Origin of the sequence: Streptomyces sp. NPDC086787 (assembly GCF_044745865.1) — a bacterium.
In the GTDB taxonomy this organism is placed as follows: Bacteria; Actinomycetota; Actinomycetes; order Streptomycetales; family Streptomycetaceae; genus Streptomyces.
On sequence record NZ_JBIVBC010000001.1, the window covers coordinates 277,508 to 303,790 of the forward strand.

The window sequence follows — 26,283 nt, forward strand, 5'->3', positions numbered from 1 at the left end:
ACGGATTCCGTAGGTGAACACCCATTGACGCTTTGGTTTTCGTCGGGGTTCCATCAGCGCCGGGAGCAACTTGAAGAGATGCACGACGCGAACCGCCGGAGGCGATAGCGCTCCCGCCCGGACCACCGCCGCACGAGTCGATCGGAACCGCCGAATGACCGACACGCTCCGCCCCGTGCAGACCGCCGTCCTCCAGGACACCGCGCCCGCCGCACAGACCTCCGACAGCCCCCAGAAGCTCAAGCGTTCCATCGGCGTGGTCGGCGGCACCCTGCTGACGCTTTCGTGCGTCACACCGGCGTCCACGCTCTTCGTGGTGGTCCCCGACCTGTTCGGTTCCCTCGGCACCGCGACCGCCCTGACGATCGCCATCGGCTCCCTCCTCTGTATCGCCGTGGCGTTCTGCTACTCGGAGCTGGGCACCCTCATCCCCAGCGCGGGCGGCGAGTACGCCATGGTCTCCACGATGGCCGGGCGGCTGGCGGGCTGGCTGGTGTTCGTGCTCTCCCTGCTGGTCGTCATGATCGTGCCGCCGGTGATCGCCATGGGCACGGCCGACTACCTGGCCCCCCTCGTACACCTCGACCCGGCCCTGACCGGCGCCGGAGTGATGCTGCTGGCCACCCTGGCCGGCCTGCTCGACCTGCGCGCCAATGCCTGGATCACCGGCGTCTTCCTGGTCCTGGAGGTCATCGCCGCGGGCGTCGTGGCCCTGCTGGGCTTCACCCACAGCCACCGCGGGGCCGGAAGCCTGGTCTCCATGCAGGTGGCGGGCGGAAACGGGCACACGGACACCGTGACGGCCATGCTGGTCGTCTCCGGCCTCGCGATCGCCCTCTTCGTCACCCAGGGCTTCTCGACCGCCGTCTACCTCTCCGAGGAACTGGAGAACCCGCGTCGCAACGTCGCCCGCACGGTCCTCGCCACCCTCGCCATCTCCTCCGTGATCATCCTGGTCCCCGTCGTCGCCATCACCATGGGCGCCTCCGACCTCGAGGAGCTGACCGGCGGCGACATCAGCTCCATGGTCACCGCCTGGTCGAACTCGGCCGTCGGCACCTTCGTGAGCCTCTGCGTGGCCCTCGCGATCATCAACGCGGGCATCGTGATGGTCATCCAGAACTCGCGCGTCCTGTTCGCCTCGGCCCGCGACAAGGCCTGGCCCGAGCCGGTCAACAACGTCCTCGCCAAGCTCGGCCGCTTCGGCTCCCCCTGGGTCGCCACACTCGCCGTAGGCGTCCCCGGAGCGCTCCTCTGCTTCGTCAACCTGGACACCCTGTACGGCGTCACGGGCGTCTCCGTGACCGGCATGTACCTGCTCGTCGCGGTCGCCGCCCTGCTCGCCCGGCGCGGCTCCCACCAGCACACCCCCGCCTGGCGGATGCCGCTGTGGCCCGCGGTGCCGGTCCTGCTCATCGCCGTGCTCGCCTACATCCTCAGCCAGCAGGAGACCGTCTACCTGCTGTGGACCGGCGGCATCACCGCCGTCGCCACCCTCTACTGGGCCCTCTACCTCCGCCCCCGCCGCGAGACCCGCTGGCTGGTGTCGATCCCGGAGGACGCGCAGGCCTGACGGTCACGCGAAGTCCCACGTCACCACCGAGCACGAACCGTCGTCCTCGCCGCCCGCACTGCGATAGGCGGCGAGGGCGACGTCGTTCCCGGTGTCGACCAGCACCCACATCCCGTAACAGCCCAGCTCCCGGCCCAACGCCGCGAGCCGGCCGACCAGCGCCCGCCCGATGCCCCGGCGCCGGTACGGCTCCGCGACGGCGAGTTCGTACAGGAACATCTCGGCGCCCTTGTCGGGGTGGACCGTCTCGACGCCGCTGACGAAGCCGACGGGGGCGTCCGCACCCTCCTCGTAGGCCAGGAACAGATGATGTCCGGCGGACGAGAGGAACCGCTCGGCCCACTCGGCGCGGACGGGATGGTCGAAGAGGTGCTCGGCGACGGTGACTTCGGCGACGGAGCCTGCGCGGCGAATCTCCATGCGTCTGCCTACCACGGCTGGTGTACCCGGCGGCAGACCCGTACTCCTCGGGGAGGGGCCCGGGTTCAGCCCGTCGGCCGCTCCGGTTGTCAGCGGCGGCCCGTACCGTTGGGGCATGCATCTTCGAACGCCCCGTCCGGGCGGGCTGCTTCGGGGGCCGCGGCGCATCATGGCCGCCGCGGCCGCCGTCGTCCTGCTCGCCGGAGTGGGCACCTGGACGGCCGTGGCCGCCTCCGGCGACACACCCCCGGTGCACCGGACCGACCGGGTCATGACCATGGACGACGGCACGCGCGTCGACACCTCCTACTTCACGTCCACCACCGCCGGCCGCCGCCCCGCCGTCCTCCTGGCCCACGGCTTCGGCGGCAGCAAGACCGACGTGGGCCGACAGGCGGAGGACCTCGCCCGCGACGGGTATGCGGTGCTCACGTGGTCCGCGCGCGGCTTCGGCCGCTCGACCGGGAAAATCGGCCTGAACGACCCGAAGCACGAGGTCGCCGACGTCTCCCGGCTCATCGACTGGCTGGCCGGACAGCCCCAGGTGCGCCTCGACCGCGCGGGCGACCCCCGCGTCGGCGTGGCCGGCGGTTCGTACGGCGGGGCGATCTCCCTGCTCGCCGCCGGATCCGACCACCGGGTGGACGCCATCGCCCCGGCGATCACCTACTGGAACCTCGCGGACGCCCTGTTCCCGGACGGCGTCTTCAAGAAGCTCTGGGCCGGCGTCTTCTTCAACACGGGCGGCGGCTGCGCCAGGTTCGAGCCCGCGCTGTGCCGGATGTACGAGCGGGTCGCCGTCTCCGGCAAGCCGGACGCGGCCGCCCGGGCACTGCTGGAGGAGCGCTCGCCGTCCGCCGTCGCCGACCGCATCAAGGTGCCGACCCTCCTGACGCAGGGCCAGACCGACTCCCTGTTCACCCTCGCCCAGACCGACGCCGCCGAAAAGGCCATCCGAGCCAACGGCGCCCCCGTCGACGTCGACTGGATCGCCGGCGGCCACGACGGCGGCGACCTGGAGGAGGGCCGCGTCCAGGCCCGCGTGCGCACCTGGTTCGACCGCTACCTCAAGGGCGACCGCGGCATCGACACCGGTCCCGCCTTCCGGGTCACCCGCACCGGAGGCGTCGACACCACCGACGGCGCCGCCCGGCTGCGCGGCGCGAGCGCCGCCACCTACCCCGGCCTGGCGAACGACCGGCGCGCCGTCCCGCTGACCGGCGGCGAGCAGAGCTTCGCCAACCCGGCCGGGGCCAGTCCGCCCGCCGTGTCCGCCCTGCCCGGCCTCGGCACCGCGGGCGGACTCACCCAGCTGTCCTCCCTCGGCATCGGCGTGTCCCTCGACTTCCCCGACCAGTACGCCCACTTCGACTCCGCACCGGTCACCCGCGACCTGCGGATCACCGGCTCGCCCACGGCCACCGTCCACGTCCGCTCCACCGGGGACGACGCCGTCCTGTTCGGCAAGGTGTACGACGTCGCCCCCGACGGCAGACGACAGGTACTGCCCTCCCAACTGGTCGCCCCCCTCAGGATCGAGGGTGCCCGGTCCGGCAAGGACGTGAAGCTCACCCTCCCGGCGATCGACCACGCGGTGCAGAAGGGCCACCGGCTCCGTCTGGTCCTCGCCTCCACCGACCTCGGCTACGCCTCCCCGGCCGCCCCCGCCACCTACACCGTCGCCCTCAAGGGCGGCCTGAGCGTGCCCACGGCCCCCGGTGTCACCACCGCGGCCGCCCCGCTGCCCGCCTGGGTCTGGTGGCTGCCCGCGACCGGAGCCGTCCTCGCCCTGACCCTGCTGCTCACCGGCCGCCGCCGTACGGCGCACTCCGCGCCCGATCCCGGCCTGGCCGATGTTCCGCTCCGGATAACGGACCTGAGCAAGCGCTACGCGCGCTCCACCGACCGGTACGCCGTGCGGGAGCTGTCCTTCCGCGTCGAAAGGGGCCAGGTACTGGGACTGCTCGGTCCCAACGGCGCGGGCAAGACCACCACCCTGCGCATGCTGATGGGCCTGATCAAGCCCGACGGCGGAGAAATCCGTGTCTTCGGGCACGCCGTCCGGCCGGGCACGCCGGTGCTGTCCCGGGTGGGCGCCTTCGTGGAGGGCGCCGGCTTCCTGCCGCACCTCTCCGGCCGCGAGAACCTGGAGCTGTACTGGCGGGCGACCGGCCGCCCGCCCGAGGACGCGCACCTCGCCGAAGCCCTGGAGATCGCCGGCCTCGGTGACGCGCTCGACCGTGCGGTGCGCACCTACTCGCAGGGCATGCGCCAGCGCCTCGCCATCGCCCAGGCCATGCTGGGACTGCCGGACCTGCTCATCCTCGACGAGCCCACCAACGGCCTCGACCCGCCGCAGATCCGCGAGATGCGCGAGGTGATGATCCGCTACGCGGCCGCGGGTCGCACGGTGATCGTCTCCAGCCACCTCCTGGCCGAGGTCGAGCAGTCCTGCACCCACCTGGTGGTCATGGACCGCGGCCGCCTGGTGCAGGCCGGCCCGGTGCGGGAGATCATCGGCTCCGGGGACACGCTGCTGGTCGGCACCGGCACCCCGGTCGAGGAGCCGCTCATGGAGAAGGTGGCCGCGCTGCCCGGCGTCGCCTCCGCGGTCCGCGCCGAGGACGGCCTGCTGATCCGCCTCGAACCCGGCGGCACCGCCGAGCGGCTGGTCGTGGAACTCGTGCGCCTGGAGGTGCCCGTCGCCTCGGTCGGCCCCCACCGGCGCCTGGAAGACGCCTTCCTCACCCTGATCGGAGGCTCCGCATGAGCACGCTCACCGAGCGCGCCGAAGCCGCCGGGACGGCCTCCGGCTACCGCGCCGGGCGCACGCTCCCGCTGCGGGTGGAACTGGTCCGGCAGCTCAAGCGGCGCCGCACCCTGGTGATGGGCGCGATCCTCGCCGTACTGCCGTTCGTGCTGCTGATCGCCTTCGCGATCGGCGGCGATCCGGAGAGCCGGAACGGCCGGGTCACCCTGATGGACACGGCCACCGCGTCCGGCGCCAACTTCGCCGCGGTGAACCTGTTCGTCTCGGCGGGCTTCCTGCTGGTGATCCCGGTCGCCCTGTTCTGCGGCGACACGGTGGCCTCGGAGGCGAGCTGGTCCTCCCTGCGCTATCTGCTCGCCGCGCCCGTGCCCAGGGCCCGCCTGCTGTGGTCCAAGCTGGTCGTCGGGCTCGGGCTCAGCCTGGCCGCGATGATGCTGCTGCCGCTCGTGGCGATCGCCGTCGGCACGGCGGCCTACGGCTGGGGCCCGCTGGAGATCCCCACCGGCGGAGCGCTCGCCCCGGGCACCGCCGCCCAGCGTCTCCTGGTGGTCGTCGCCTATGTCTTCGTCTCCCAACTGGTGACCGCCGGACTCGCGTTCTGGCTCTCGACGAGAACGGACGCGCCACTCGGCGCGGTTGGCGGCGCGGTGGGCCTGACCATCGTCGGCAACGTCCTGGACGCCGTCACCGCCCTCGAGGACTGGCGCGACTTCCTGCCCGCGCACTGGCAGTTCGCCTGGGCCGACGCCGTACAGCCGCATCTCGAATGGTCGGGAATGATCCAGGGCGCGGCGGTCTCGGTAACGTACGCCGTCATCCTGTTCGCCCTGGCCTTCCGGGGTTTTGCCCGCAAGGACGTGGTTTCGTAGGGTCTGTTGTTCGGATCAGGTCGCAGGATGCCGACGGTGCCTCCTCAATGGGGGCGAGCGGGGTCTGGTGCGTGCGGCTGCAAGGCGGAGGAGGGAGTCGACGCGGCGCGTCGGCGACCGACGACAACGCGGCGGCCGTGCGTGCCGGGCCCCGTGTCCGCGGCGTGATCCAAACGACAGACCCTAGATCACCGGAACGTCACCCACCGGTCTCGAAGGGCCCGCTCCGTGGCCGGTTCGAGACGCATCCGCAATGCTCCGTGTCGTACGTTACGACCGCCCGTGCCGTCAAAGTCACAGATGTTGACATCAACCGGCACAGGGGGCGGACGAGATGAAGCGACACCGGACATCGGGCGGGCGCGGTGCGCTCAGCGCGCTGGTCGCGCTCGCGACGGCGGGCGGACTGCTGCTCACCGGCTGCGCGGGCGGCCCCGGCGGTTCGAGCGACAGTCGCGGAGGCGCGAAGAACGGCGGGCTCCCGGCGCCGGCCCCCGGCCAGGGCCAAGGTCGGGGCCAGGACTCGGACACGGCGCGCGGAAAGGCGGACGGCGCCCCCTCCGCCGACCACCTCTCCACCTTCGCCCTGGACGTGGACACCGCCTCCTACGGGTACGCCCGCCGTACCCTCGCCGACGGCCGGTGGCCCGATCCGTCCACGGTCCGCCCCGAGGAGTTCGTCAACAGCTTCCGCCAGGACTACCGGCGCCCCGACGGCAACGACTTCTCCGTCACGGTCGACGGCGCCCGTACCGGCGGGTCCGACTGGTCCCTGGTCCGGGTCGGCCTGGCCACCCGGGACGCCGAGTCGGCCGGCGAACGCCCGCCCGCCGCCCTCACGTTCGTCATCGACATCTCCGGATCCATGGACGAACCCGGCCGCCTGGACCTCGCCAGGAAGTCCCTCGGCACGATGACGGACCAACTGCGCGACGACGACTCGGTGGCGATCGTGACCTTCAGCGAGGAGGCCGAGACCGTGCTGCCGATGACCCGGCTCGGCGGACACCGGGGCAAGGTCCACGACGCGATCGACACACTGGAGGCGGAGGCCTCCACCAACCTCGGCGCGGGCGTGGAGACCGGCTATGACACCGCCGTCGAGGGACTGCGCAAGGGCGCGACCAACCGCGTCGTCCTCATCTCCGACGCGCTCGCCAACACCGGTGACACCGACCCGGACTCCATCCTGGAACGGATCTCGAAGGCCCGCCGCGAGCACGGCATCACCCTCTTCGGCGTCGGTGTCGGCAGCGACTACGGCGACGCCCTGATGGAACGCCTCGCCGACCGGGGCGACGGACACACGGTGTACGTCTCCGACACCGAGGACGCCCGCGAGGTGTTCCGCGACGAACTCCCGCGGAACATCGAAGTGACCGCCCGCGACGCCAAGGCCCAGGTGGCCTTCGACCCGCACACGGTCGCCGAGTTCCGCCTCGTCGGCTACGACGACCGGGAGGTCGCCGACGACGACTTCCGCGACGACCGCGTGGACGGGGGCGAGGTCGGCCCCGGCCACACCGTGACCGCCCTCTACGCCGTCCGCACCCGGCACGACGCCTCGGGCCACCTCGCCACGGCGACCGTGCGCTGGCTCGACCCCGGCACCCGCGATCCGCACGAGGCCTCCGGTGGACTGGAGACGAAGGCCCTGAAGGACTCCGTCTGGACCGCGTCCGACCGCTTCCAGGTCACCGCCGTCGCCGCCTACTTCGCCGACGCCCTGCGCGACTCGGCCGGCAGCGGGAGGACGCTGCCGGGAGACCCCGGGCTCGCCGCCCTCAAGCGGCACGCCACCGATCTGGCCGACGCGACCGGCGACCGGGAGGTGAGCGAACTCGCCGCGTCGATAGGCGAGGCGAGCCGGTCACGGGGGTAGTGCCCCGGGATCGGCCCTGAGTAGGTTGACCTTTGGTCAGAACGTTCCGTCAGAGCAGCCACGGTCGCGACGGGGGTCGTCATGGGCGTACACGCGGAGTTGAAGCGGGCACGAAAGCGCGGTGGCCCGGTGACCCGCGCTCGGGCACGGATCGTCAGGGACGAGCACGGCGTCGTGCGCGAGGCCGGCACACCCGCGCTGGTCCCGCCCGCCACGACCGGCTCCATCGCCGACGTGCCCTTCACCAACGCGGCCGAGGCCCCCGACACGGTGGTGCTGCGCCGCCGCGAGCCGGACGGCACCTGGCGCCCGGTCACCGCGGCCGGCTTCGCCCGTGACGTCATGGACGCCGCCAAGGGGCTGATCGCGGCGGGTCTCGAACCGGGTGGCCGGGTCGCCGTCATGTCCCGCACCCGCTACGAGTGGACCGTCCTGGACTTCGCGATCTGGGCGGCGGGCGGCCAGAGCGTCCCGGTCTACCCCACCTCCTCCGCCGAGCAGGTGGAGTGGATCGTCCGCGACTCCGGCGCCCGGCACGTCGTCACCGAGACCGCGGAGAACGCGGCCACCGTCACCGAGGGCACCGCCGGCCACCCCGAACCCCCGCGGCTGTGGCGGCTGGACATGGACGCCGTCGCCGAACTGACCGCCCTGGGACGGGACATACCGGCCGATGAGGTCACCGGGCGCCGTACCGCCCTCACCCCCGGCACGGTGGCCACGATCTGCTACACCTCGGGCACCACCGGACGCCCCAAGGGCTGTGTCCTCACCCACGGCAACCTGCACGCCGAGTCCGCCAACACGTTCGAGCTGCTGAACCCGGCCTTCGAGGCGGTCACCGGGCAGAAGGCCTCCACCCTGCTGTTCCTGCCCCTCGCCCACATCATGGGGCGCACGCTCCAGATCGCCTGTCTGATGGGCCGCGTCGAGATCGGCCACTTCCCCAGCGTCAGGCCCGCCGAACTCCGTCCGGCGCTCAGGGAGTTCCGTCCCACCTTCCTGGTCGGGGTGCCGTATCTCTTCGAGCGGATCCACGACGCCGGACGCGCCACCGCCGAGCGGGTCGGCCGGGGCGCCGCCTTCGAACGCGCCGACCGGATCGCCGTGCGCTTCGCGGAGGCGTACCTGCGCGGGCTCCTCGGCAAGGGCAAGGGCAAGGGCAAGGGCCCGGGCCCCGGGCTGTACGCCGCCTGGGCCCTGTACGACCTGCTGGTCTACCGCCGTATCCGCAAGGAGCTGGGCGGCCGTCTGCGCTACGCCATCAGCGGCGGCTCCCCGCTCGACCGCAACCTGAACCTGTTCCTCTGCGCGGCCGGAATCGTCGTCTTCGAGGGCTACGGCCTCACCGAGACCACCGCGGCCGCCACCATCGTGCCCCCGCTGGACCCGCGCCCCGGCACCGTCGGCCGGCCCGTCCCGGGCGCGGCGGTCCGCATCGCCGACGACGGCGAGGTACTGGTCAAGGGCGGGCTGGTCTTCGGGTCGTACTGGAACAACCCGGCCGCCACCGACGAGGTGCTGGGCGACGGCTGGTTCGCCACCGGGGACCTCGGCTCCCTCGACGACGACGGCTACCTCACCATCACCGGCCGCAAGAAGGACATCATCGTCACCTCGGGCGGCAAGAACGTCTCCCCGGCCGTGCTGGAGGACCGGCTGCGCAGCCGGTCGCCGGTCGGCCAGTGTCTGGTCGTCGGCGACAACCGCCCCTTCGTCGCCGCCCTGGTCACCCTCGACCCCGAGGCGGTCGCCCACTGGCTGGCCGTGCGGAAGCTGCCCGCGGACACCCCGCTGTCCGAACTGGTGCGGGACGAACGGCTGCGAGCCGAGGTGCAAAGGGCTGTCGACTACGCCAACGACGCCGTCTCGCGCGCCGAGTCCATCCGCGCCTTCGCCCTGGTCGAGGGGGAGTTCACCGAGGACAACGGCATGCTCACGCCGTCGCTCAAGGTCAAGCGGAACATGGTGGCGGCGGCGTACTCGAAGGAGATCGAGGCGCTGTACCGCGCCTGACAACGCGAACGGCGGGCCACCGGTCGACCGGTGGCCCGCCGCGGCGGAACTGGAGGGCTCAGCTGTTGCCGGTGCCGTTGCCGGACAGGGCCGAGATGTCGTCCAGGATGTGCGACAGCGGCTCGTCGCCCTTGGCCTGGGTCGAGTTCTCGGTGCACTGCTGCGTCTGCGGGGAGGACAGGACGTTGACGTCCTGGACGCCGACCGGGATGAGACCGATCAGGGAGCCGACGTTCGCCTTGGCGGGGAGACCGACGCAAGGCTTGTTCAGCGAGCCCTGCACCAGCGACATCTGCGGGCTCAGGTCACCGGCGGTGGCCGAGTTGCCGAACACCGAGGAGGCGTCGGTGCCGCTGGCGGACGTGGTGCCGGTGTCGTTGCCGATGGCGAGGGCCTGCGGGGCGGCCGCGCCCGCGAGACCGGCGACAGAGGCGGCGACGGCCGCGGTTGCCCACAGCTTCTTCATGTTCGTTCCCTTCGAAAAGGCGGACTCCGGGGAGGAGCTGCATGATCGTCAACTGTGTGGGGTATGCCAGGGTTGCGGGGGTTGGTCCGATCGGCGCAGCTCAGTCCGATCATGGGACAAGCGCCCCATGTATGCCCTTCGTGCGCATGCCGGCGCAACGCACAGCAGCGGGCCGCCGGAATTCGGCGACCCGCTGCTGCGGCGGCCCCGAGGGGGCCGGGTGGGTCCGGTCAGCTGTTGCCGGTGCCGTTGCCGGACAGGGCCGAGATGTCCTCCAGGATGTGCGACAGCGGCTCGTCACCCTTGGCCTGGGTCGAGTTCTCGACACACTGCTGGGTCTGCGGCGACGACAGGACCGAGATGTCCTGGACGCCGACCGGGACGAGGCCGACGAGCGAGCCGACGTTCGCCTTGGCGGGCAGGCCGATGCAGGGCTTGTTGAACGAGCCCTGGATGAGCGCCATCTGGGGGCTCATGTTGCCGTAAGTGGCCGAGTTGCCGAACGACTGGCTGGCCCCGACACCGCTGGCAGAGGTGGTGCCCTGGTCGTCACCGATGGCGAGCGCGGGCGAGGCGGCGGCGGCCGAGACACCCACGACGGACGCGGCGACCGCGGCGGAAGCCAGAACCTTCTTGATCACGTGCAGTTCCCTTTCTGGAGAAACCCCGTCCACCGGAGCGCCCTGGTCAACTGCCGCCGGACGGCATGGTTGCTGTCATTCACCCGGTCGGCTCATCGGACGACTCGACTGAATTCAATGCGCCGCACACGGCCAAACGGGTGATGGGCCGCAACCATTCCCGTCCAATCGGGTTGATGCGAGGGCAGGAACGTGAGTCTTGGCGGGAAGCCAGGACAGGAAAGGAATAGCGAAATGCTCAAGAAGGCAATGGCCGCGGCTGCGGTCGCCGCGTCCGTCGTTGGTGTGTCGGCGGCGGTCGCCCCCGAGGCGCTTGCCATCGGCAACGACAGCGGCACCACCTCCGCCAGCGGTGTCGGCGCCACCGAGTCGTTCGGCAACTCGGCCACCGCCGGTGACCTGAGCCCCCAGGCCTCCCTGGTCCAGGGCTCGCTGAACAAGCTCTGCGTCGGCCTGCCGGCCAAGGCGAACGCCGGCTCCCTGATCGGCCTCATCCCGGTCGCGGTCCAGGACGTTCCGGTCCTGTCGTCGCCGCAGACGCAGCAGTGCGCCGAGAACTCGACGCAGGCCAAGGGCGACGAGCCGCTGTCGCACATCGCGGACGACATCTCGGCCCTGTCCGGCAACGGCACCACCAACAACTGAGACTCGTACTCGAATCCAGCGCCCGGGACATGCACTTCACCTGTCCGCGGACCATTCCGTAAGGGCGTTGGAGTGAATTCCCGGGCGGCGGGTGTTCCGCAGTTTCTTCGGACGTCCATCCCTCGTTCTAGAAATCATCGGTCATGGTGCGAGCCGTACATGTCGTGCTCGCCCGGCTCCGGCCGTTCGTCACGGGCATGACCGCGGAGAAGAGGGAAAGTCATGAAGAAGACCGCTGCTGTACTCGCCGGCGTGATCGTGGCTCTGGGCGGCGCTGTTCCGGCGTTCGCCGACACCGGCGCCCAGGGCGTCGCCGCGGGAAGCCCGGGTGTTCTGTCGGGCAACGTCATCCAGGTCCCGGTCGAGGTTCCGATCAACCTGTGCGGTGACTCCATCGGCGTCATCAGCCTGCTGAACCCGACCGCCGGCAACGCCTGCGTCAACCAGTGACCGCGTAAGCGCGAACACGCAGGACGCCCGGCTTCGCCATGGCCGGCCTCGGACCGTTGATCCCTTGCTTGCCTTGGATTCTCCGTTCCGAGGCCGGTTCTCCCATTTCTTCAAGCAGGAAGACGAACGAGATTGCGACAGACCCTGAGCAGGGGAATGGTCGCGGCAGCCGCCGCGACCGGCATCCTGTCCCTGTGTGGCGGCGCCGCGCTCGCCGACTCGGATGCGAGCGGGGCCTCCTCGGACTCGCCCGGCGTCGCGTCCGGTAACACGGTCCAGGTCCCGGTCCACGTGCCGGTGAACCTGTGCGGCAACTCGATTGATGTCGTGGGCGCGTTGAACCCGGCGTTCGGCAACAGCTGTGCGAACGACGGCGGCACCGCGGGCACCACCGCGGGTTCCGGAGCGTCCGCCGCGGGCTCCTCCTCGAACTCGCCCGGCGTCGCGTCCGGCAACACGGTTCAGGCCCCGATCGACGTGCCGGTGAACGCGTGCGGCAACTCCGTCGACGTCGTCGGCCTGTTGAACCCGGCGTTCGGCAACAGCTGCCACAACGGCGGCGGCAACGCGGGTACTTCGAGCACCTCCGGATCGTCCGCGTCGGGTTCCACCTCGAACTCGCCCGGCGTCGGCTCCGGCAACACCGCTCAGGTCCCGGTCGACGTGCCGGTGAACGTGTGCGGTGACTCGGTGGGCGTGGTCAGTGTCCTCAACCCGGTGTTCGGGAACAACTGCGGCAACGACACCACGCCGCCGACCACCACGCCGCCGGTGACGCCGCCGGTGACCCCGCCGGTGACGCCGCCGGTGACGCCGCCCGTGACCCCGCCGGTGACGCCTCCGGTGGTTCCGCCGGTGACGCCTCCGGTGGTTCCGCCGGTGACGCCTCCGGTGGTCCCGCCGGTGACGCCTCCGGTGGTTCCGCCGGTGACGCCCCCGGTGATCCCGCCGGTGACGCCCCCGGTGACGCCGCTGGTACAGCCGCCGGCCAAGCCCGGGACGCCGGATGTTCCCGAGAGGGAGACCCAGGCGACGCCCGAGCTGGCGCACACCGGCACCGGGGCCATGCTGGCGACGTCCGCCGTCAGCGCCGCCCTGATCGCGGGCGGGACCATCCTGTACCGACGGGGCCGAGTCGCGGCCCGTCGCTGACGGACCGGGTGCCGGACCTCGCGGTCCGGCACCCGCATCCACCGCCCCGGGCGTCGCCCGGGGCCACAGCCCGTTGCGGGCTTCGCGGCGCGGCGACGACCGACGCGCACTCCGCGCGCCGCCGCGCCCACGCATGCCCTCAGGGCACCCGACGTGTCTTCAGGCGCGCCTACTTCGGCGTGTGCGCAGCTCCCGCCTTCGCGGGGAGAACGAGCTGGGCAGCCTCTTGGTCACGAACGCTGCGTTAGTCCAAGTAAGTGATTAAGTGTGCTGAAATCGTGAATATATTCTCTTCCTGCGGAGATCACCCCTTTGGGGGCGCAACCCGGGAGAGCGCCGCGCGTTGACAGTGCGCCGGGCAATCCCCGTCCGGATGTTTGTGACAACCCCCAAGGAGCATTTCTCCATGTCGCGTATTGCGAAGGGCCTGGTCCTGACCACCGCTGCCGCCGCCGCCGTTGCCGGCGCGGCCGGCATCGCCGCCGCTGACAGCGGCGCGTCGGGCAGCGCCTCCAACTCCCCGGGCGTGCTGTCGGGCAACGTTGTTCAGGTCCCGGTTCACGTTCCGGTCAACGTCTGCGGCAACACCGTTGACGTTATCGGCCTGCTGAACCCGGCGTTCGGCAACACCTGCGCCAACGGCTGACGTCGCACAGCGCCCCTTCGGCCGGCCGTCCTCCCGCGGGAAACCGCGGAAGGGCGGCCGGTTTGCGTTCCCCCGAACGGGGGATGCCCGCCGCGAGAGGGAGGGGGTGCCGACGGCAGGCCCCCTCACCAGGTCTGTTTCTGTCGTCCCGGGGACGGCGTCGACTACGTTCCGAGGTCGATAGGTTGCGATGGGTGATGAGGCGTTCGACGGTGGTTCCAATCCCCCTGCGCCGCGATCCGGCGCACTTCGAAAGGAACCCCATGCGTGGTCTGACCGCTCGACGCGTCGCGTCCAGTGCCCTCTGTGCCTCTCTCCTGGTCGGTGTCGTCGGCGCGGCCGCCGTCGCGGCCGACTCGGCCGGTGACCGGAAGCACGAGGCGTCCCGCCTGTCCGCCGCCGAGGTGGACGCGGTCCTCGGCCGGACCAAGGAGCTGCGGGAGCTGGGTGCTCCCGGCCCGGCGCTCGAGCAGCTCGCCGAGCTGATCGAGCAGTCCCTCGAGGACGGTGTCCTCACCCCCGAGGAGGCCCAGCAGATCACCGACGCGGTGAAGGCGGTCATCGCCGAGATCACCTCGACGATTCCGGGCCTGCCGACCCCGACCGCTCTTCCCACGCCGACCAGCCTGCCGACGCTCCCGACCAGCCTGCCCACGCTGCCCACCAGCCTGCCCACGCTGCCCACCAGCCTGCCCACTCTGCCCACCAGCCTGCCGACGCTCCCGACCAGCCTGCCCACTCTGCCCACCAGCCTGCCGACGCTCCCGACACCCACCGCTCTGCCGACCGTGCCTGGTCTCCCGACCGAGGAGCTCGCCGCCCTCGAGGAGGCGCTGCAGGGCCTGCTGGCGGCCGTCACCACGGGCGACGTCGGCCAGGTCGTGTCCGCGACCAGGGCCGTGCTCACCGCGCTGGTCGACCTCCTCGACGCCGCGCTGCCCGGCGGCGGCCTGCCGACGCCCACCGGCCTGCCGACTGTGCTGCCGACGCCCACCGGCCTGCCGACGGAGCTGCCCACGCCGACGGGTCTGCCCACGGGCCTGCCGACCGAGCTGCCCACGCCGACGGGTCTGCCGACGTCGCTGCCCACGCTCCCGGTGTCCCTCGACTGACCTGGGAAGTCCCGCTCGTACGGCCGTCGGGCCGGCTGCCACCGCGGCCGTCCCGACGGCCTCGGCGTTTCCGCACCGGCCGGGAATCGTTGCACACAGCGTCAGATTCACCCGAGGTGACTTGAGTTGCCGAGAAAGGAACACGATGAAGTCCCTGAAGGCTGCCGCTGTCGTTGCCGGTTCCCTGGCCCTCGCCGGCGCCGCCGCGCCCGCGTTCGCCCACAGCACCTCCGACCTCACGCCGGCCAGCCTCAACGGCGCCGTGAACACCCTCACCAAGGGTCCCCTCGAAGTGGACGACGTGATGCCGCTCCAGCACCAGGCGGACACTCTCGACACCGAGAACAAGGGCTCCGTGCTCAACTCGGTGAAGGGTGTGACGGGCTCCGTGAATCAGCACAGCCCCCTGCTGGGCGGTCTGCCGCTCCAGAGCTGACCCGCCCGGCGCGTTCGAGGGGCGTCGAGAGCCGTCCCTCGTTCGTGTGGACGCCCCCGGGGGTATCGGCCAGTCGGGTGAGAAGCCGCCGGGCGGCTCTCCGGCCCGTCGATAGGGTCGCGCGGTGACCTCAACACCAAGCCAGACACGCCCGTTCCGCGTCGCCGACCTCGGCACTCTCGTCGTACTCCCGTGGAGCGGGGAGGCTCCCGACGGGGCCCACACGCCCTACCTGCTGGCCTACTCCCTCGGGGACGCGGCGGGCGGTCCGCAGGCGACCGCGGCCGCGGTGGAGCAGCTGCTGGCCCGCAACGGCACGCCGGCGGGCGGGGAACCGGTCGACGGGACCACCAAGTCGAGCCTGCCGGTGACCCTGCTCGTCGAGGCGGGCCAGGCGATCCTCACCATGCCGCAGCTCAGGGTCCAGTGCGCCGTACCGCCGGAGTGGCTCGCGGCGGTCGCCGAACGCGGTTACGCCTACCTCGTGTTCACCACCCGCCCCTGGCCGGAGGCGAAGCCCGGTGTCCCGGTCGCGCCCGAGGCGCTGGCCGCGTTCGCGGGCGCCGCGGAGACCCTCGTCGCCGCGGCGCACATCACCCTGCCGGCCCGCAGTCTGCGCGGCTGATACGGCGGCTGGGACTTCCGGACGGGCTGACTCGGGTAACAGCGCCCAGGCGCGGTTACCCGAGTCAGCCCGTTCTGTTCTAGCCCGCGGACGAGGGCAGTCCCGGAACCGCGAGCGTCCCGCCCTGGTTGGCGCAGGTGTTGCCGAAGGCGGGGTTCAGCAGGGCGACGGCGTCGACGGTGTTGCCGCAGGCGTTGACCGGCACACTCACCGGCACCTGGACGACGTTGCCCGACAGGACGCCGGGCGAGCCGTCGGCCGCGCCGCCCGCGCCCGCGTCGGCCGAGGCCAGACCGGCGCCGCCGAGCATCACGGTGCACGCGCCAAGGGCGACGGCGGCTGTCTTCGCGATGCGAGACATCACATTCTCCTTATATGACCTGGGGATATGGCCTGGGGTGACTCGCTGGGAGCGCGGCGGCCGGACCGGCCGCCGCCCCTATCGCTCAACGGGTCCATATGGGCCCGGTCACGACGTTCTCCCCAAGACCACTCGCCTGGTCCCACCTCTTCCGGCAGCGTCCGCTCAGGTGATCTTTGTAGGGGCGGATTGCGCCGATCAGTGTGCAGAAAGGATTCTGCCGTCTAATTCTCTGGCATATGCCAGTCTGACAACATGCGTGGCGCGCTCGGTCATGCCTATGTCCCGTTCATCATTTGCCCGTCGGCACTTTCATGTTGCCCGACCGAATGATTGTCCGTATTTCGCTTTCTTCGCCTTCTTCTGCTTCTTCTCCTCCGACGCCGAACGGGAAAGCCGATCCATGGCACTGAACAAGCCCCCTCGCCCACCCATGTCCTTCGCCCGCAAGCTCGCGGTGGCCGCCGCCGTCGTCATCGGGCTGCAAGTGGGATACGCGGTGTCCGCCGCGGCGGCGTCCGGCCCGGCGCAGGCCGAATCGCAGACCACTCGGGTGCTGCCTGCCGACTGCGCCAAGGACCATGCCTACATCCTGGCCGGACCGAGATTCACGTCGGAGGGCACGTCGGTTCAGCAGGTCGACCTGAACACCGGCGCGCGGACCGAGATCGGCGAGTTCACCGTGGGTCCCAGGGTCGCCGTGAACGGTCTGGGCATGCAGCCCGGCGGACACGTGGCCTGGGGTGTGTCGGAGCAGGAGGATGCGACCGGTGTCCAGACCGTCTTCCGTCTGAACCTGGACGACAACATCACCACCAGTTTCCCCGGCGCCCCGAAGACCAGTGACGGCAGGCCGCGGGAGACCGTCCGCGGTGCGATGAACCCCCTCAACGGCTGGTACTACTACTCCCACTCGGTGGAGAACCCGGCCGACCAGAACCGGCCCACCACCCAGGTCGTCTACGCCTTCGACACGGTGCACGAGGTCAATGTCGGCGTGGTGGGAACGCTGACGGACCCCCGCTTCAACGGCAGTTCCGGCGACATGGTCTTCGACTCCGCCGGCACGCCGTACATGGTGGTCTCCACGCCCGAGAACCTCGCCCCCGGCGGGCTCGACTCGTCCCTGATCCGCATCAACGACGACCTGAACACCCCGGGGAACAAGTCCGTGACGGCCCAGTTGGTCGCCGACCTGCCCAACGGGGCCGCCTACGGTGTCACCTTCGGCGCCGACGGCTACCTCTACACCACCCGGGCGAGGGTGACCCCGGACGGTGAGCTCTTCAAGATCAACCCCAACAGCGGTGAGCTCGTCTCGACCATCACGATGACCGCGCCGCAGGGCGAGCCGCCGACACCGATCGACGCGGGCAACTGCTCCTACGGCCCCAACATCTCGGCGCAGACCGACATCCCGGGCCGCTACGGCCCCGGTGACCAGTTCACCGTCACCATCACCGGGAACGGCACGGTGTCCGGCAACACCGGCACGTCCGCCGGCACCGACACCGGGGTGCAGGACACACCGCCGGAGGTGGCCGGCCCGCTGCCCGGCACGGTGGGGAAGAGCTACACCTTCACCCAGAGCCCTGCGAACGGCGCCGACCTGGCGAACTACGACACCACCTACCAGTGCGTCGACACCGCGCACGCCAACCAGCTCCTGACCCGGGGCAGCGGCAACACCTTCGACCTCACGGTCCCGGTCTCGCCCGACTCCCGTGGCGTGGCGGTGCTCTGCACCTTCACGAACACCCCGAAGCCGCCGCCCAACCCCGCCCACATCGTGGTGGCGAAGAGCGCCGACCCGGTGACCACCTCCACGGGCAGGACGGTCCACTACACCCTCACGATCACCAACACCGGCGACACCCCGGCGACGGGCGTGCGTGCCGAGGACGACCTCTCGGACGTCATCGACAACGCCTCGTACAACAACGACGTGGCGGCGCCGACCGGCAGTGTCACCTACACGTCCTCCAACTCCAAGGTGATCTGGACCGGTGACCTCGCGCCGGGCGAGAAGACGACCATCACCTACTCGGTCACCGTCGAAGCCGAGGACTACCTGGTGAACAGCGTCACCGTCACCGCCCCCAACAGCAACTGCCCCGGCGACGCGCAGTGTTCCACCTCCACCACCACCCCCCTCGTCGAGCCGGGCGCCGGATGACAGCACCGCCCCAGTGGGCCGGCCGGAACGCGTGAAGCGGGTAACGGGTGAGGTGCTCCATGGAAAACACTTCCTTCCGGAACAGGGCGGGCCCGCCCTTCCCGGCGACCACGGAAACCGGTACGGGACTGATGGGGAATCAGGAAACCCGCATGAAGTCCCGCCGTGGTTGGCAGGATGAGGACATGGGGCATGGGGATACGAGTCCGGACTGGCTGCCGCCGATCGTGGTGAGACTTCCGCAGGACCCGGTCGAGGCGGTGGTGGAGGCCGACGCGATCGACGCCGAACTGGACCCTCGGAAGATGATGGTGCGGGGCCCGCTGTTCGGAGTGGTGGCACAGGCCGCCGGAGAGGCGCCACGGTGGCGGGTGGTGGTCCCGGTGGTGTCCGGTTGCGCACAGGAGGCCCGGGACAGCCTCAACACGCGACTGTGGTTCAGGGCGCGCGACACCACCGACGACAGGGAGGAGCGGCGGGCGTTGCTGGCGGCCGTCGCACGGCTGGAGACCGAACCCGTCAACGAGCTCACGGTGCTCGGGACCCGCTACCGGGTCGTGCGGGCCGAGGAGTACGCCGGGATGGGCCGGGACGGCATAGAGCAGCCGCGTCCGACCGACCCCGAACCCATAGTGCCGAACTGGGAGCGCACCGGTAAGGAGCCGAAGGTCGATGACGGCCTGGTCCTGGACCCGGAGGCACCGCTCACGCCCGCTCGGGCCGCGGAACGCCTGGCCATGCGCGGCCTGGCCTACACCGGCGCCCGGCGGTTCCCCGAGGACGTGCGCAGGGACTCCCGAAGGGCGCTGCGGACCCATCCCGACGTGCTGTTGATGCCCGCGACGTTCAGGATCGTGGAGAAGTCCGACTCCGGGTGGACGGCGGGCAGTGCCCTGCTCGCCAGCGCCCACGACGCCCGCAGGGCACTCGACTTCGGCCTGACCTGGATGGAGCCACGCCAACTCGGCCTCATCCCGGTGGCGGCCGGGAACATCAGGGTCGACGCCCGCTCGCTGGTCGCCGAGGGCACCCATCCCGCGACCGCCGAACTGGCCGAGTTCGTCCGGGCCGCCGACCGCGTCCGGGCCGAACGCTGCAACCAGATCGAGGTCGCGGGCACGGTCCGCCGTATCTGCCGCGCCCGCAGGCTGCTGCGCTGGGGCCACGACGGCCCCGAAGGTCCACGCCCGTCCGACACCGACACCCACGGCCCCGAACGGCTCCATCCGTTCATGGACGAGGACGGCACCATTCACCCCGACGAGTAGGGGGGCCGGAGGGCTTCGATCGCGGCTTGCGCCCGGATCTCGGGGACGGCCGCCCCGGTTCTCGGCTGCCCCGGCTCTCTGCCGAGCCGTGCCTGGATCCGGCATGCGCGCGACCGGCCATGTTCTGGGCGCCCCCGGCAGGACTCGAACCTGCGGCCAAGCGCTTAGAAGGCGCCTGCTCTATCCACTGAGCTACGGGGGCCGGTGGGGACAAGGATAGGGCTCCCGGATCCGTGTCCCGGTTGCTTCGCCTCCGTGGCTCGATGTGGAGGTTCGGTGAAGCGGTCCTGATAATCGCAGGCAGGTACGAATCGCGCATCGCTTTTGGCGTCTGGCGTGCCGGGTGTTGTGCACTCGTTATGCCTCGACTCTGGTCATGTCCAGGTCATCCCTTCCGTCCGTTGTGTTCTATCGGCGCGCAGACATGTCTATATGCTTCAGAATCACCCTCAAATTGGGCATTCTTCGCATGTGGTGACCTTGGACGTACGGCCTCAGCTGCTCGACACTCTCTCCGCCCTGCGCGACCGTGTCGCCGCCGCACGCTTCCCGCTGCCCCTGGCGGGGGCGCCACGCGCGCGTGCCAACCGCGACGAACTGCTCGCACAACTCGACGACTACCTGGTGCCCAGGCTGAAAGAGCCCGAAGCACCCCTGCTGGCCGTCATCGGCGGATCCACCGGCGCCGGCAAGTCGACGCTCGTCAACTCACTGGTGGGGCGACGGGTCAGCGAGGCGGGCGTACTTCGGCCGACGACCCGCACTCCCGTCCTCGTCTGTCATCCGGAGGACCATCACTGGTTCAGCGGGATGAGAGTGCTGCCCGACCTCACGCGCGTGTGGACACCCCGGCGCGACCGGCGCGACCAGGGGGACGACGACCTGCTGCTCCCCGGGGAGGACGGGACGCGCGTGCTGCGCATCGAGACGGCCGACAACCTCCCGCCCGGCCTCGCCCTGCTCGACGCCCCCGACATCGACTCCCTGATCGCCGACAACCGTGTCCTCGCCGCCGAACTGATCTGCGCGGCCGACATCTGGGTGATGGTGACCACCGCCGCCCGGTACGCCGACGCGGTGCCCTGGCATCTGCTGCGCACCGCCAAGGAGTACGACGCCACCCTGGTGACCGTGCTCGACCGGGTGCCGCACCAGGTGGTCTCCGAGGTGAGCCGCCAGTACGCGGCCCTGCTCACCAAGGCCGGGCTCGGACACGTACCCCGGTTCACCGTTCCGGAGCTGCCCGAGTCGGCCTCGGGCGGTGGCCTGCTGCCGACCACCGCCGTGGCACCGCTGCGCACCTGGCTGGTGCACCGGGCGCTGGATCCCGGATCCCGGGAGCACGCCATGGCGCGTACGGCGCACGGCGTCCTCGAGTCCCTCAAGGCGCGGATGCCCGAACTGGCCAGTGCCGCCGCCGCCCAGCACGCGGCCGCGCTGCGGCTCACCGCCGCCGTCGACGGGGCGTACGACAGCGAGCACGCGCGCGTGCGGGGACGGTTGCAGGCCGGGGCGGTACTGGCCGGGGCCGCCCTGAAACGCTGGCGCGCCTTCCCCCTCGACTGCAGCGCGGGCGAGTTGCTCGACGCCCTGGCGGAGAGCCTCACGGCGCTGCTGCTGTGCGCCGTCACCGCCGCCGACGAGCGCGTCGACGAGGTCTGGCGGCGTGAACCGGCCGCGAGCGCCCCGGAGCTCGCGGGGTGCGAGGCCTCGCTGGAGAACGCCGAGCACCGGATCGGGCTCGCCGTACGGCGCTGGCGGCGCGAGCTGGAGGAGTACGCGGAGGAGGAGACGCGCGAGCTCGACCGGAACCTCGCCCCCGACCCCGAGGCCGCCGCAGCGCTGGCCGCCACCGCGCTGCTCGGCGGCCGCCGGGCCCGCTCGGCGGGCGACGGCCTCGCCGACCGGATCGGCGCCCATCGCGCACAGCGGCTGCGCGATCGGGCCGGCCGGCTGCTCATGGGGCACCTGGACCAGGTCATGCACACCGAGCGGGAGCGCCGTCTCGCCCCGCTCGACGCGCTGGAGGTCCACGCCGAACCCCAGGCCGAACTCATCGCCGCGCTGTCCGTACTGCAGAAGGAGAGGTGACCGGTGACCGCCGTCGCTGACCAGGACCACACGGAGCACACGGACGACACGGAGCACACGCGGCACACGGACGGCACCGACGACGCGGGTCGTCGGGGCCGGGCGGGCAGGGCGGGGATGCCGGGCACGGACACCGATGCCGACTCCGGCGCGGACGCGGTCGTGGACACGAAGACGCGTCGGGACACGGACGGCGGCGGCCGTGCGGGCGGCGACGGTGACGCCGGTGCCCCCGGTTCCGCCTCCGCCTCCACCTCCGACTCCAGATTCGACGGCCCGGACGGCCCGGACGGCTCGGACAGCTCGGACGGCTCCGGCGCCTGGGACGACGGCCTGATCGCACGGCGCGTCACCGAGACGGCCGCCGCCGAGCAGAGTCCCGACGCCGAGACCCGCCCGCCCGGCTCGCAGACCGTGTCCCCGCTGGCCTACGACGGACCGCTGCGCTCCCGCCTGGACGCCCTGCGTGAACTGGTCGACCTCTCCCGCTCCCGCCTCGACGGCCGGACCCTCGCCGAGGCGGGCCGGGTCCTCGACGAGGCGGCGACCCGTCGCAAGCTCTCCGGGGAGCACACCGTCGTGGCCATCGCGGGCGCCACCGGCAGCGGCAAGTCGCAGCTTTTCAACGCGCTTGCCGGTGTGCCCATCTCGGAGACCGGGGTACGGCGGCCGACCACCGCAGCCCCCATCTCGTGCAGCTGGAGCGACGGCGCGGCCCCCCTCATCGACCGCCTGGGGATCCCCGGACGGCTGCGCAGGCGCCCGGTGCAGAGCCCGGAGGCGGAGGCGCAGTTGCGAGGGCTGGTCCTGGTCGACCTGCCGGACCACGACTCGGCGGCCGTACAGCACCGCGAGCACGTGGACCGCATCCTGAAGCTGGTGGACGCCGTCATCTGGGTCGTCGACCCGGAGAAGTACGCCGACGCCGTCCTTCACGACCGCTATCTGCGGCCCATGGCGGGCCACGCCGAGGTCATGTTCGTCGTCCTCAACCAGATCGACCGGCTCCCCGGCGAGGCCGCCGAGCAGGTCCTCGACGATCTGCGGCGGCTGCTCGACGAGGACGGGATCGCCCTGGGGGAGCACGGCGAACCGGGTACGACCGTGCTCGCGCTGTCCGCGCTCACCGGCGACGGTCTCGGCGAACTGCGCCAGGCGCTCGGACGGTTCGTGACGGAGCGGGGGGCCGCGGCCCGTCGTGTCGTGGCGGACGTGGACGCGGCCGCTGCCGGGCTGCGGCCCGTGTACGCGACCGGGCACCCCACGGGGCTGAGCGAGGCGGCGCGGGACGAGTTCTCCGCCCGGCTCGCCGACGCGGTGGGCGCCACCGCGGCGGGCGAGGCGGCCGAACGCGCCTGGCTGCGCAACGCCAACCGGGCCTGCGGCACGCCATGGCTCCGGCTGTGGCGGTGGTACCAGCGCCGCGGCGAGCTGCCCACCGGGCGACTGCCGGTGCGTTCGCACGCGGACGAGGAGTCCACGGCACGCCAGCGGGTCGAGCAGGCGGTCCGTACGGTGTCCGACCAGGCCGCGGCCGGGCTGCCCGGGCCCTGGGCGCAGGCGGTGCGTGAGGCGGCGGCGCGCGGGTCCCACGAACTGCCGGAGGCGCTGGACGAACTGGCGGCGGGAGCCGCGCTGCCGACGGGACGGCCGCCCCGGCCCGGCTGGTGGCCGCTCGCCGTGCTGGTGCAGGCGGCCATGACGCTCCTTCAGATCGTCGGAGGGCTGTGGCTGATCGGGCAGATCGCCGGGGTCGTGCCGCCGAACCTCGGTGTGCCGGTGCTGCTGATGCTGGCCGGCATCGTCGGCGGCCCGTTCGTCGAGTGGAGCTGCCGGATGGCGGCACGCGGACCGGCCCGGCGATACGGCACGGAGGCGGAGCGGCGGCTGCGGGAGGCGGCCGCGGGCTGCGGCCGGGCCCGGGTGCTCGACCCGCTGGCGGCGGAACTGCTGAGGTACCGGGAGGTACGGGAGCAGTACGTGCGGGTCACCAGGACCGGGGTCAAGGTGGGGTGAGACCACGGGGGACATGAGCGGCGGCGGCTTGGATCACCCGTTCGGACGGTGGAGTTGTCCACAGGGTGGGGGTGGTCCACAGCGCTCAGCGGGCCCGGCCCGGCGGAGGCAGTCTGGTCCTGCGGCGATCGCGACGAACGCGGTCGCCGCGGCGGACACAGCCGTACGGGACGGGCCCGTACGCATGCCGGTCCGGCGCCGTGACGCCGGGCGACGGGAGGGGTTCACGATGAACGAGACGATGGTCTGCGCGGTGGGCAACGTGGCGACACCGCCGGTGTACCGGGACATGGCGTCGGGGCCGTCGGCGCGCTTCCGGCTGGCGGTCACCTCGCGCTACTGGGACCGGGAGAAGAACGCCTGGACGGACGGGCACACCAACTTCTTCACGGTGTGGGCCAACCGTCGGCTCGCCGTCAACGCGGCCGCCTCGCTGAACGTGGGGGACCCCGTCATGGTCCAGGGCAGGCTGAAGGTGCGCTCGGAGACCCGTGACGGGCAGCAGAACTGGGCCTCGGCGGACCTCGACGCGGTGGCCATCGGACATGACCTGTCCCGCGGCACCTCCGCCTTCCGGCGGTCCGCGCAGCCGGAGGCGGCGCACGCCTCGCCACAGCCGGAGCCCAACTGGGATACGCCACAGGACCAGTCCGCGGACCCCGCCGGGCAACAACAGCCGGAACCGGCCGCGGTGACGTGACGTCAACCACATCCGGGAACTGACGGAACCACGGCTTATCGATGAACGAGCCACGAGGGATCGGGTTGATTTGTCGATAAGCCCTGGTCGCAGCCGATCGCGGCAGGCCGGGCGATAACAATTGCGATTCGGATTTGTGATCCGACGATATGACCACTGAGAGGTGGTGCGCCTGATCCATAGGATGCCAGGCGTAGCTTCAGTGACTGCTGATTCTGCTGGCGGGACCTGCCCCCCCACGTCAACGGGTCCTGCGCGAAGGGGAATTCTGTGCTTCCTGCGTTGTCCGGACCACCCGCACCACCCGCGCCGTCCACCCCCCGCCGGAGACCGGTGGCCCGCCTGGCCGCCGTCACCCTGGCATCCGGGCTGACGGTCGCCGGAGTGCTGGCCGTGGCAGGTCCGGCCGCAGCGGACGACGACGGGACCCCGCGGAGCCAGAGCGGGGCGACCGCCGTCACCGCGGGCCTGAAGACGTTCGGCGAGGCCGTCGTCCACGAGAACGGCGGCGACCTCAAAGTCGCCGCGGGCCTGTTCGAGATGTCCGTGGAGGGCGGCGGCACCCTCCGGACGTACGGCGCCGACATCCACAGCCCCACCCAGAAGGACGCCAAGTACGAGGAGACGCCCTGGAGCAGCACCTCGCTGGGCACCAACAAGAACGCCGGCCGGATCCGCTGGATCCTGCAGAACTCCTACCCGCAGGTGAACGACCTGGCGGCGCTCGGCCGCCAGGCGGGCATCCGGGGTCTGACCGAGCAGGACGCCGCGGCCGGCACCCAGGTGGCCATCTGGCGCTACTCCGACGGAGCGGCTGTCGACGCCGTCGACCCGCAGGCCGAGAAACTCGCCGACTACCTCCACAGGCGGGCCCGGGACACGGCCGAGCCGAGCGCCTCGCTGACCCTCGACCCGCCCACCGTCTCCGGCCGGCCCGGTGAGCGCGTCGGACCGGTCACGGTGCACACGAACGCGCGCGGTGTGACCGTCGTCCCGCCGGCCGACGCGGCGCTGAGCGGCGTACGGATCGTCGACATGGCGGGCAGACCCCTCACCTCGGCGAAGAACGGCAGCCGGCTGTATGTCGAGATACCGGCGCAGGCGGCCGACGGCTCGGCCGAAGTGACCGTGCAGGCCTCCACCACCGTGCCGGTCGGGCGTGCCTTCGCCTCCGCGAGCCGCAGCCAGGTGCAGATCCTGGCCGGCTCCAGCGAGTCGACGGTCTCCGCCACCACGAACGCCGGCTGGGCGGCCCAGGGTGCGATACCCGCGCTGTCGGCCCGCAGGAACTGCGCCGCCGGAAGCGTGGACCTCACCGCGGGCAACGCGGGCGACAAGCCCTTCACCTTCGGGCTGATGGACACCGAGCACACCATCCCCGCGGGCACCTCACGCATCGTGACGGTTCCGCTCCAGGAGGACCAGGCCTACGACTTCACGATCACCGGGCCGGACGGATTCCAGCGGCGCTTCACCGGCGTTCTGGACTGCCGGACCATGGGCGCGGCGGGCGGCGCGGCCGTCCAGACGCTGAGCGAGCCCAGCCCGGCCTCGGTGGGCGGAGCCGCGGGCGGCACCGACCTGGCCGCCACCGGCGGCTCGAGCGCCACTCCGCTGATCGTCTCGGTCGCCATCGGCCTGGTCGTGATAGGCGGCGGGGCACTGGTCCTGATCCGCGGCAGGGAGACAACGGGCGACTGACGCCCACGCCCACGTCAAGTGATCGTCTGCGTGGTCCCGTCAGGCATTGCGCAGGTGTAGCCGGCGTAGGGGCGCGCGGTGACCTGTCCGCCGGCGGCCGTGCATTCGTCTCTGGAGATGTTCGGAGGCGAGGCGGCCCCGGCGCTGACAGCGCCGACGGCGCTCACGCCGACAAGGGTTGCCGCGGCCAGGACGAGGCCCAGGATTCTTCGTATGCGCATGACTTCCTCCTCTCGGGCGCCTTCGTTCGGCCCTCGGGAAGGACAA

General features: G+C 71.6%; 23 protein-coding genes and 1 tRNA gene. 18 read left to right on the plus strand and 6 right to left on the minus strand.

Annotated elements, in window-relative coordinates; genetic code table 11:
• Nucleotides 1-154: 154 nt before the first annotated feature.
• Nucleotides 155-1,573, plus strand: coding sequence for an APC family permease (locus tag ACIPK3_RS01250; protein WP_402565500.1), 1,419 nt, complete (start codon nucleotides 155-157; stop codon nucleotides 1,571-1,573).
• A gap of 3 nt (nucleotides 1,574-1,576) precedes the next feature.
• On the opposite strand, the gene ACIPK3_RS01255 is transcribed toward ACIPK3_RS01250, so the two are convergent.
• Nucleotides 1,577-1,993 (minus strand): GNAT family N-acetyltransferase, encoded by a 417-nt coding sequence (locus ACIPK3_RS01255; RefSeq protein WP_402565502.1) that lies wholly within the window; start codon nucleotides 1,991-1,993, stop codon nucleotides 1,577-1,579.
• A gap of 115 nt (nucleotides 1,994-2,108) precedes the next feature.
• On the opposite strand from ACIPK3_RS01255, the gene ACIPK3_RS01260 reads away from it, so the two are divergent.
• The 4 genes from ACIPK3_RS01260 to ACIPK3_RS01275 all read left to right on the plus strand — a co-directional run bounded on the left by ACIPK3_RS01260 (nucleotide 2,109) and on the right by ACIPK3_RS01275 (nucleotide 9,530).
• Entirely contained in the window at nucleotides 2,109-4,763 is a 2,655-nt protein-coding gene (locus ACIPK3_RS01260) for a CocE/NonD family hydrolase (protein WP_402565504.1), read from the plus strand.
• Entirely contained in the window at nucleotides 4,760-5,632 is an 873-nt protein-coding gene (locus ACIPK3_RS01265; RefSeq protein WP_402565506.1) for an ABC transporter permease, read from the plus strand. Before ACIPK3_RS01260 ends, ACIPK3_RS01265 begins: the two co-directional genes overlap by 4 nt.
• A gap of 334 nt (nucleotides 5,633-5,966) precedes the next feature.
• Nucleotides 5,967-7,514, plus strand: a complete 1,548-nt coding sequence (locus ACIPK3_RS01270; RefSeq protein WP_402565508.1) for a von Willebrand factor type A domain-containing protein — start codon at nucleotides 5,967-5,969, stop codon at nucleotides 7,512-7,514.
• 81 nt (nucleotides 7,515-7,595) lie between these two features.
• Entirely contained in the window at nucleotides 7,596-9,530 is a 1,935-nt protein-coding gene (locus ACIPK3_RS01275) for an AMP-dependent synthetase/ligase (protein ID WP_402565510.1), read from the plus strand.
• Between the two features lie 58 nt (nucleotides 9,531-9,588).
• Here the strand turns inward: ACIPK3_RS01275 and ACIPK3_RS01280 are convergent, their stop codons facing one another.
• Together ACIPK3_RS01280 and ACIPK3_RS01285 are read right to left on the minus strand one after the other, a co-directional pair.
• On the minus strand, nucleotides 9,589-9,996 hold the full coding sequence (locus ACIPK3_RS01280) for a rodlin (RefSeq protein WP_402565512.1): 408 nt from the start codon (nucleotides 9,994-9,996) through the stop codon (nucleotides 9,589-9,591).
• A 230-nt stretch (nucleotides 9,997-10,226) separates the two neighbouring features.
• Nucleotides 10,227-10,637 (minus strand): rodlin, encoded by a 411-nt coding sequence (locus ACIPK3_RS01285; protein WP_402565514.1) that lies wholly within the window; start codon nucleotides 10,635-10,637, stop codon nucleotides 10,227-10,229.
• Nucleotides 10,638-10,871: 234 nt separating this feature from the next.
• Here ACIPK3_RS01285 and ACIPK3_RS01290 point away from each other — a divergent pair, with 234 nt between their 5' ends.
• From ACIPK3_RS01290 to ACIPK3_RS01320, 7 genes are all read left to right on the plus strand, one after another.
• The gene (locus ACIPK3_RS01290; protein WP_402565516.1) at nucleotides 10,872-11,282 is read left to right on the plus strand and encodes a rodlin; all 411 of its coding nucleotides are present in this window, start codon (nucleotides 10,872-10,874) and stop codon (nucleotides 11,280-11,282) included.
• Nucleotides 11,283-11,504: 222 nt separating this feature from the next.
• Nucleotides 11,505-11,732: a chaplin gene (locus ACIPK3_RS01295; RefSeq protein WP_402565518.1), complete on the plus strand. Its 228-nt coding sequence runs from the start codon at nucleotides 11,505-11,507 to the stop codon at nucleotides 11,730-11,732.
• Nucleotides 11,733-11,864: 132 nt separating this feature from the next.
• Complete coding sequence (locus ACIPK3_RS01300) at nucleotides 11,865-12,884, plus strand: chaplin (RefSeq protein WP_402565519.1); 1,020 nt, start codon at nucleotides 11,865-11,867, stop codon at nucleotides 12,882-12,884.
• Between the two features lie 406 nt (nucleotides 12,885-13,290).
• A complete protein-coding gene (locus ACIPK3_RS01305) occupies nucleotides 13,291-13,530 on the plus strand; it encodes a chaplin (protein ID WP_402565521.1) in 240 nt (79 codons plus the stop codon).
• A 263-nt stretch (nucleotides 13,531-13,793) separates the two neighbouring features.
• Nucleotides 13,794-14,642, plus strand: a complete 849-nt coding sequence (locus ACIPK3_RS01310; protein WP_402565523.1) for a hypothetical protein — start codon at nucleotides 13,794-13,796, stop codon at nucleotides 14,640-14,642.
• A 145-nt stretch (nucleotides 14,643-14,787) separates the two neighbouring features.
• Nucleotides 14,788-15,078: a hypothetical protein gene (locus ACIPK3_RS01315; protein ID WP_402565525.1), complete on the plus strand. Its 291-nt coding sequence runs from the start codon at nucleotides 14,788-14,790 to the stop codon at nucleotides 15,076-15,078.
• A 124-nt stretch (nucleotides 15,079-15,202) separates the two neighbouring features.
• Entirely contained in the window at nucleotides 15,203-15,703 is a 501-nt protein-coding gene (locus ACIPK3_RS01320) for a DUF5949 family protein (protein ID WP_402565527.1), read from the plus strand.
• 79 nt (nucleotides 15,704-15,782) lie between these two features.
• On the opposite strand, the gene ACIPK3_RS01325 is transcribed toward ACIPK3_RS01320, so the two are convergent.
• A complete protein-coding gene (locus tag ACIPK3_RS01325; RefSeq protein WP_402565529.1) occupies nucleotides 15,783-16,064 on the minus strand; it encodes a chaplin in 282 nt (93 codons plus the stop codon).
• A gap of 403 nt (nucleotides 16,065-16,467) precedes the next feature.
• Here ACIPK3_RS01325 and ACIPK3_RS01330 point away from each other — a divergent pair, with 403 nt between their 5' ends.
• Nucleotides 16,468-18,240, plus strand: coding sequence for a hypothetical protein (locus tag ACIPK3_RS01330; protein WP_402565530.1), 1,773 nt, complete (start codon nucleotides 16,468-16,470; stop codon nucleotides 18,238-18,240).
• A gap of 185 nt (nucleotides 18,241-18,425) precedes the next feature.
• Nucleotides 18,426-19,508, plus strand: a complete 1,083-nt coding sequence (locus ACIPK3_RS01335; RefSeq protein WP_402565532.1) for a DUF5954 family protein — start codon at nucleotides 18,426-18,428, stop codon at nucleotides 19,506-19,508.
• 129 nt (nucleotides 19,509-19,637) lie between these two features.
• On the opposite strand, the gene ACIPK3_RS01340 is transcribed toward ACIPK3_RS01335, so the two are convergent.
• Nucleotides 19,638-19,710: transfer RNA gene (locus tag ACIPK3_RS01340), tRNA-Arg, on the minus strand.
• Nucleotides 19,711-19,979: 269 nt separating this feature from the next.
• Here ACIPK3_RS01340 and ACIPK3_RS01345 point away from each other — a divergent pair.
• The 4 genes from ACIPK3_RS01345 to ACIPK3_RS01360 all read left to right on the plus strand — a co-directional run bounded on the left by ACIPK3_RS01345 (nucleotide 19,980) and on the right by ACIPK3_RS01360 (nucleotide 26,016).
• The gene (locus tag ACIPK3_RS01345; RefSeq protein WP_402565534.1) at nucleotides 19,980-21,599 is read left to right on the plus strand and encodes a dynamin family protein; all 1,620 of its coding nucleotides are present in this window, start codon (nucleotides 19,980-19,982) and stop codon (nucleotides 21,597-21,599) included.
• A gap of 3 nt (nucleotides 21,600-21,602) precedes the next feature.
• The gene (locus ACIPK3_RS01350; RefSeq protein WP_402565536.1) at nucleotides 21,603-23,615 is read left to right on the plus strand and encodes a YfjP family GTPase; all 2,013 of its coding nucleotides are present in this window, start codon (nucleotides 21,603-21,605) and stop codon (nucleotides 23,613-23,615) included.
• A gap of 229 nt (nucleotides 23,616-23,844) precedes the next feature.
• Complete coding sequence (locus ACIPK3_RS01355; RefSeq protein WP_402565537.1) at nucleotides 23,845-24,315, plus strand: single-stranded DNA-binding protein; 471 nt, start codon at nucleotides 23,845-23,847, stop codon at nucleotides 24,313-24,315.
• A 342-nt stretch (nucleotides 24,316-24,657) separates the two neighbouring features.
• On the plus strand, nucleotides 24,658-26,016 hold the full coding sequence (locus tag ACIPK3_RS01360; RefSeq protein WP_402566831.1) for a TQXA domain-containing protein: 1,359 nt from the start codon (nucleotides 24,658-24,660) through the stop codon (nucleotides 26,014-26,016).
• 14 nt (nucleotides 26,017-26,030) lie between these two features.
• Here the strand turns inward: ACIPK3_RS01360 and ACIPK3_RS01365 are convergent, their stop codons facing one another.
• Nucleotides 26,031-26,237 carry a hypothetical protein gene (locus ACIPK3_RS01365; RefSeq protein WP_402565539.1) on the minus strand — a complete coding sequence of 69 codons (207 nt, stop codon included), beginning with the start codon at nucleotides 26,235-26,237 and terminating at the stop codon, nucleotides 26,031-26,033.
• Between the last annotated feature and the right edge of the window lie 46 nt (nucleotides 26,238-26,283).

Coding starts and splice junctions, on each gene's coding strand:
- ACIPK3_RS01250 (WP_402565500.1), top strand. CDS start 155: ATGACCGACACGCTCCGCCCCGTGCAGACCGCCGTCCTCCAGGACACC.
- ACIPK3_RS01255 (WP_402565502.1), bottom strand. CDS start 1,993: ATGGAGATTCGCCGCGCAGGCTCCGTCGCCGAAGTCACCGTCGCCGAG.
- ACIPK3_RS01260 (WP_402565504.1), top strand. CDS start 2,109: ATGCATCTTCGAACGCCCCGTCCGGGCGGGCTGCTTCGGGGGCCGCGG.
- ACIPK3_RS01265 (WP_402565506.1), top strand. CDS start 4,760: ATGAGCACGCTCACCGAGCGCGCCGAAGCCGCCGGGACGGCCTCCGGC.
- ACIPK3_RS01270 (WP_402565508.1), top strand. CDS start 5,967: ATGAAGCGACACCGGACATCGGGCGGGCGCGGTGCGCTCAGCGCGCTG.
- ACIPK3_RS01275 (WP_402565510.1), top strand. CDS start 7,596: ATGGGCGTACACGCGGAGTTGAAGCGGGCACGAAAGCGCGGTGGCCCG.
- ACIPK3_RS01280 (WP_402565512.1), bottom strand. CDS start 9,996: ATGAAGAAGCTGTGGGCAACCGCGGCCGTCGCCGCCTCTGTCGCCGGT.
- ACIPK3_RS01290 (WP_402565516.1), top strand. CDS start 10,872: ATGCTCAAGAAGGCAATGGCCGCGGCTGCGGTCGCCGCGTCCGTCGTT.
- ACIPK3_RS01295 (WP_402565518.1), top strand. CDS start 11,505: ATGAAGAAGACCGCTGCTGTACTCGCCGGCGTGATCGTGGCTCTGGGC.
- ACIPK3_RS01305 (WP_402565521.1), top strand. CDS start 13,291: ATGTCGCGTATTGCGAAGGGCCTGGTCCTGACCACCGCTGCCGCCGCC.
- ACIPK3_RS01310 (WP_402565523.1), top strand. CDS start 13,794: ATGCGTGGTCTGACCGCTCGACGCGTCGCGTCCAGTGCCCTCTGTGCC.
- ACIPK3_RS01315 (WP_402565525.1), top strand. CDS start 14,788: ATGAAGTCCCTGAAGGCTGCCGCTGTCGTTGCCGGTTCCCTGGCCCTC.
- ACIPK3_RS01325 (WP_402565529.1), bottom strand. CDS start 16,064: ATGTCTCGCATCGCGAAGACAGCCGCCGTCGCCCTTGGCGCGTGCACC.
- ACIPK3_RS01330 (WP_402565530.1), top strand. CDS start 16,468: ATGGCACTGAACAAGCCCCCTCGCCCACCCATGTCCTTCGCCCGCAAG.
- ACIPK3_RS01335 (WP_402565532.1), top strand. CDS start 18,426: ATGGGGCATGGGGATACGAGTCCGGACTGGCTGCCGCCGATCGTGGTG.
- ACIPK3_RS01355 (WP_402565537.1), top strand. CDS start 23,845: ATGAACGAGACGATGGTCTGCGCGGTGGGCAACGTGGCGACACCGCCG.
- ACIPK3_RS01365 (WP_402565539.1), bottom strand. CDS start 26,237: ATGCGCATACGAAGAATCCTGGGCCTCGTCCTGGCCGCGGCAACCCTT.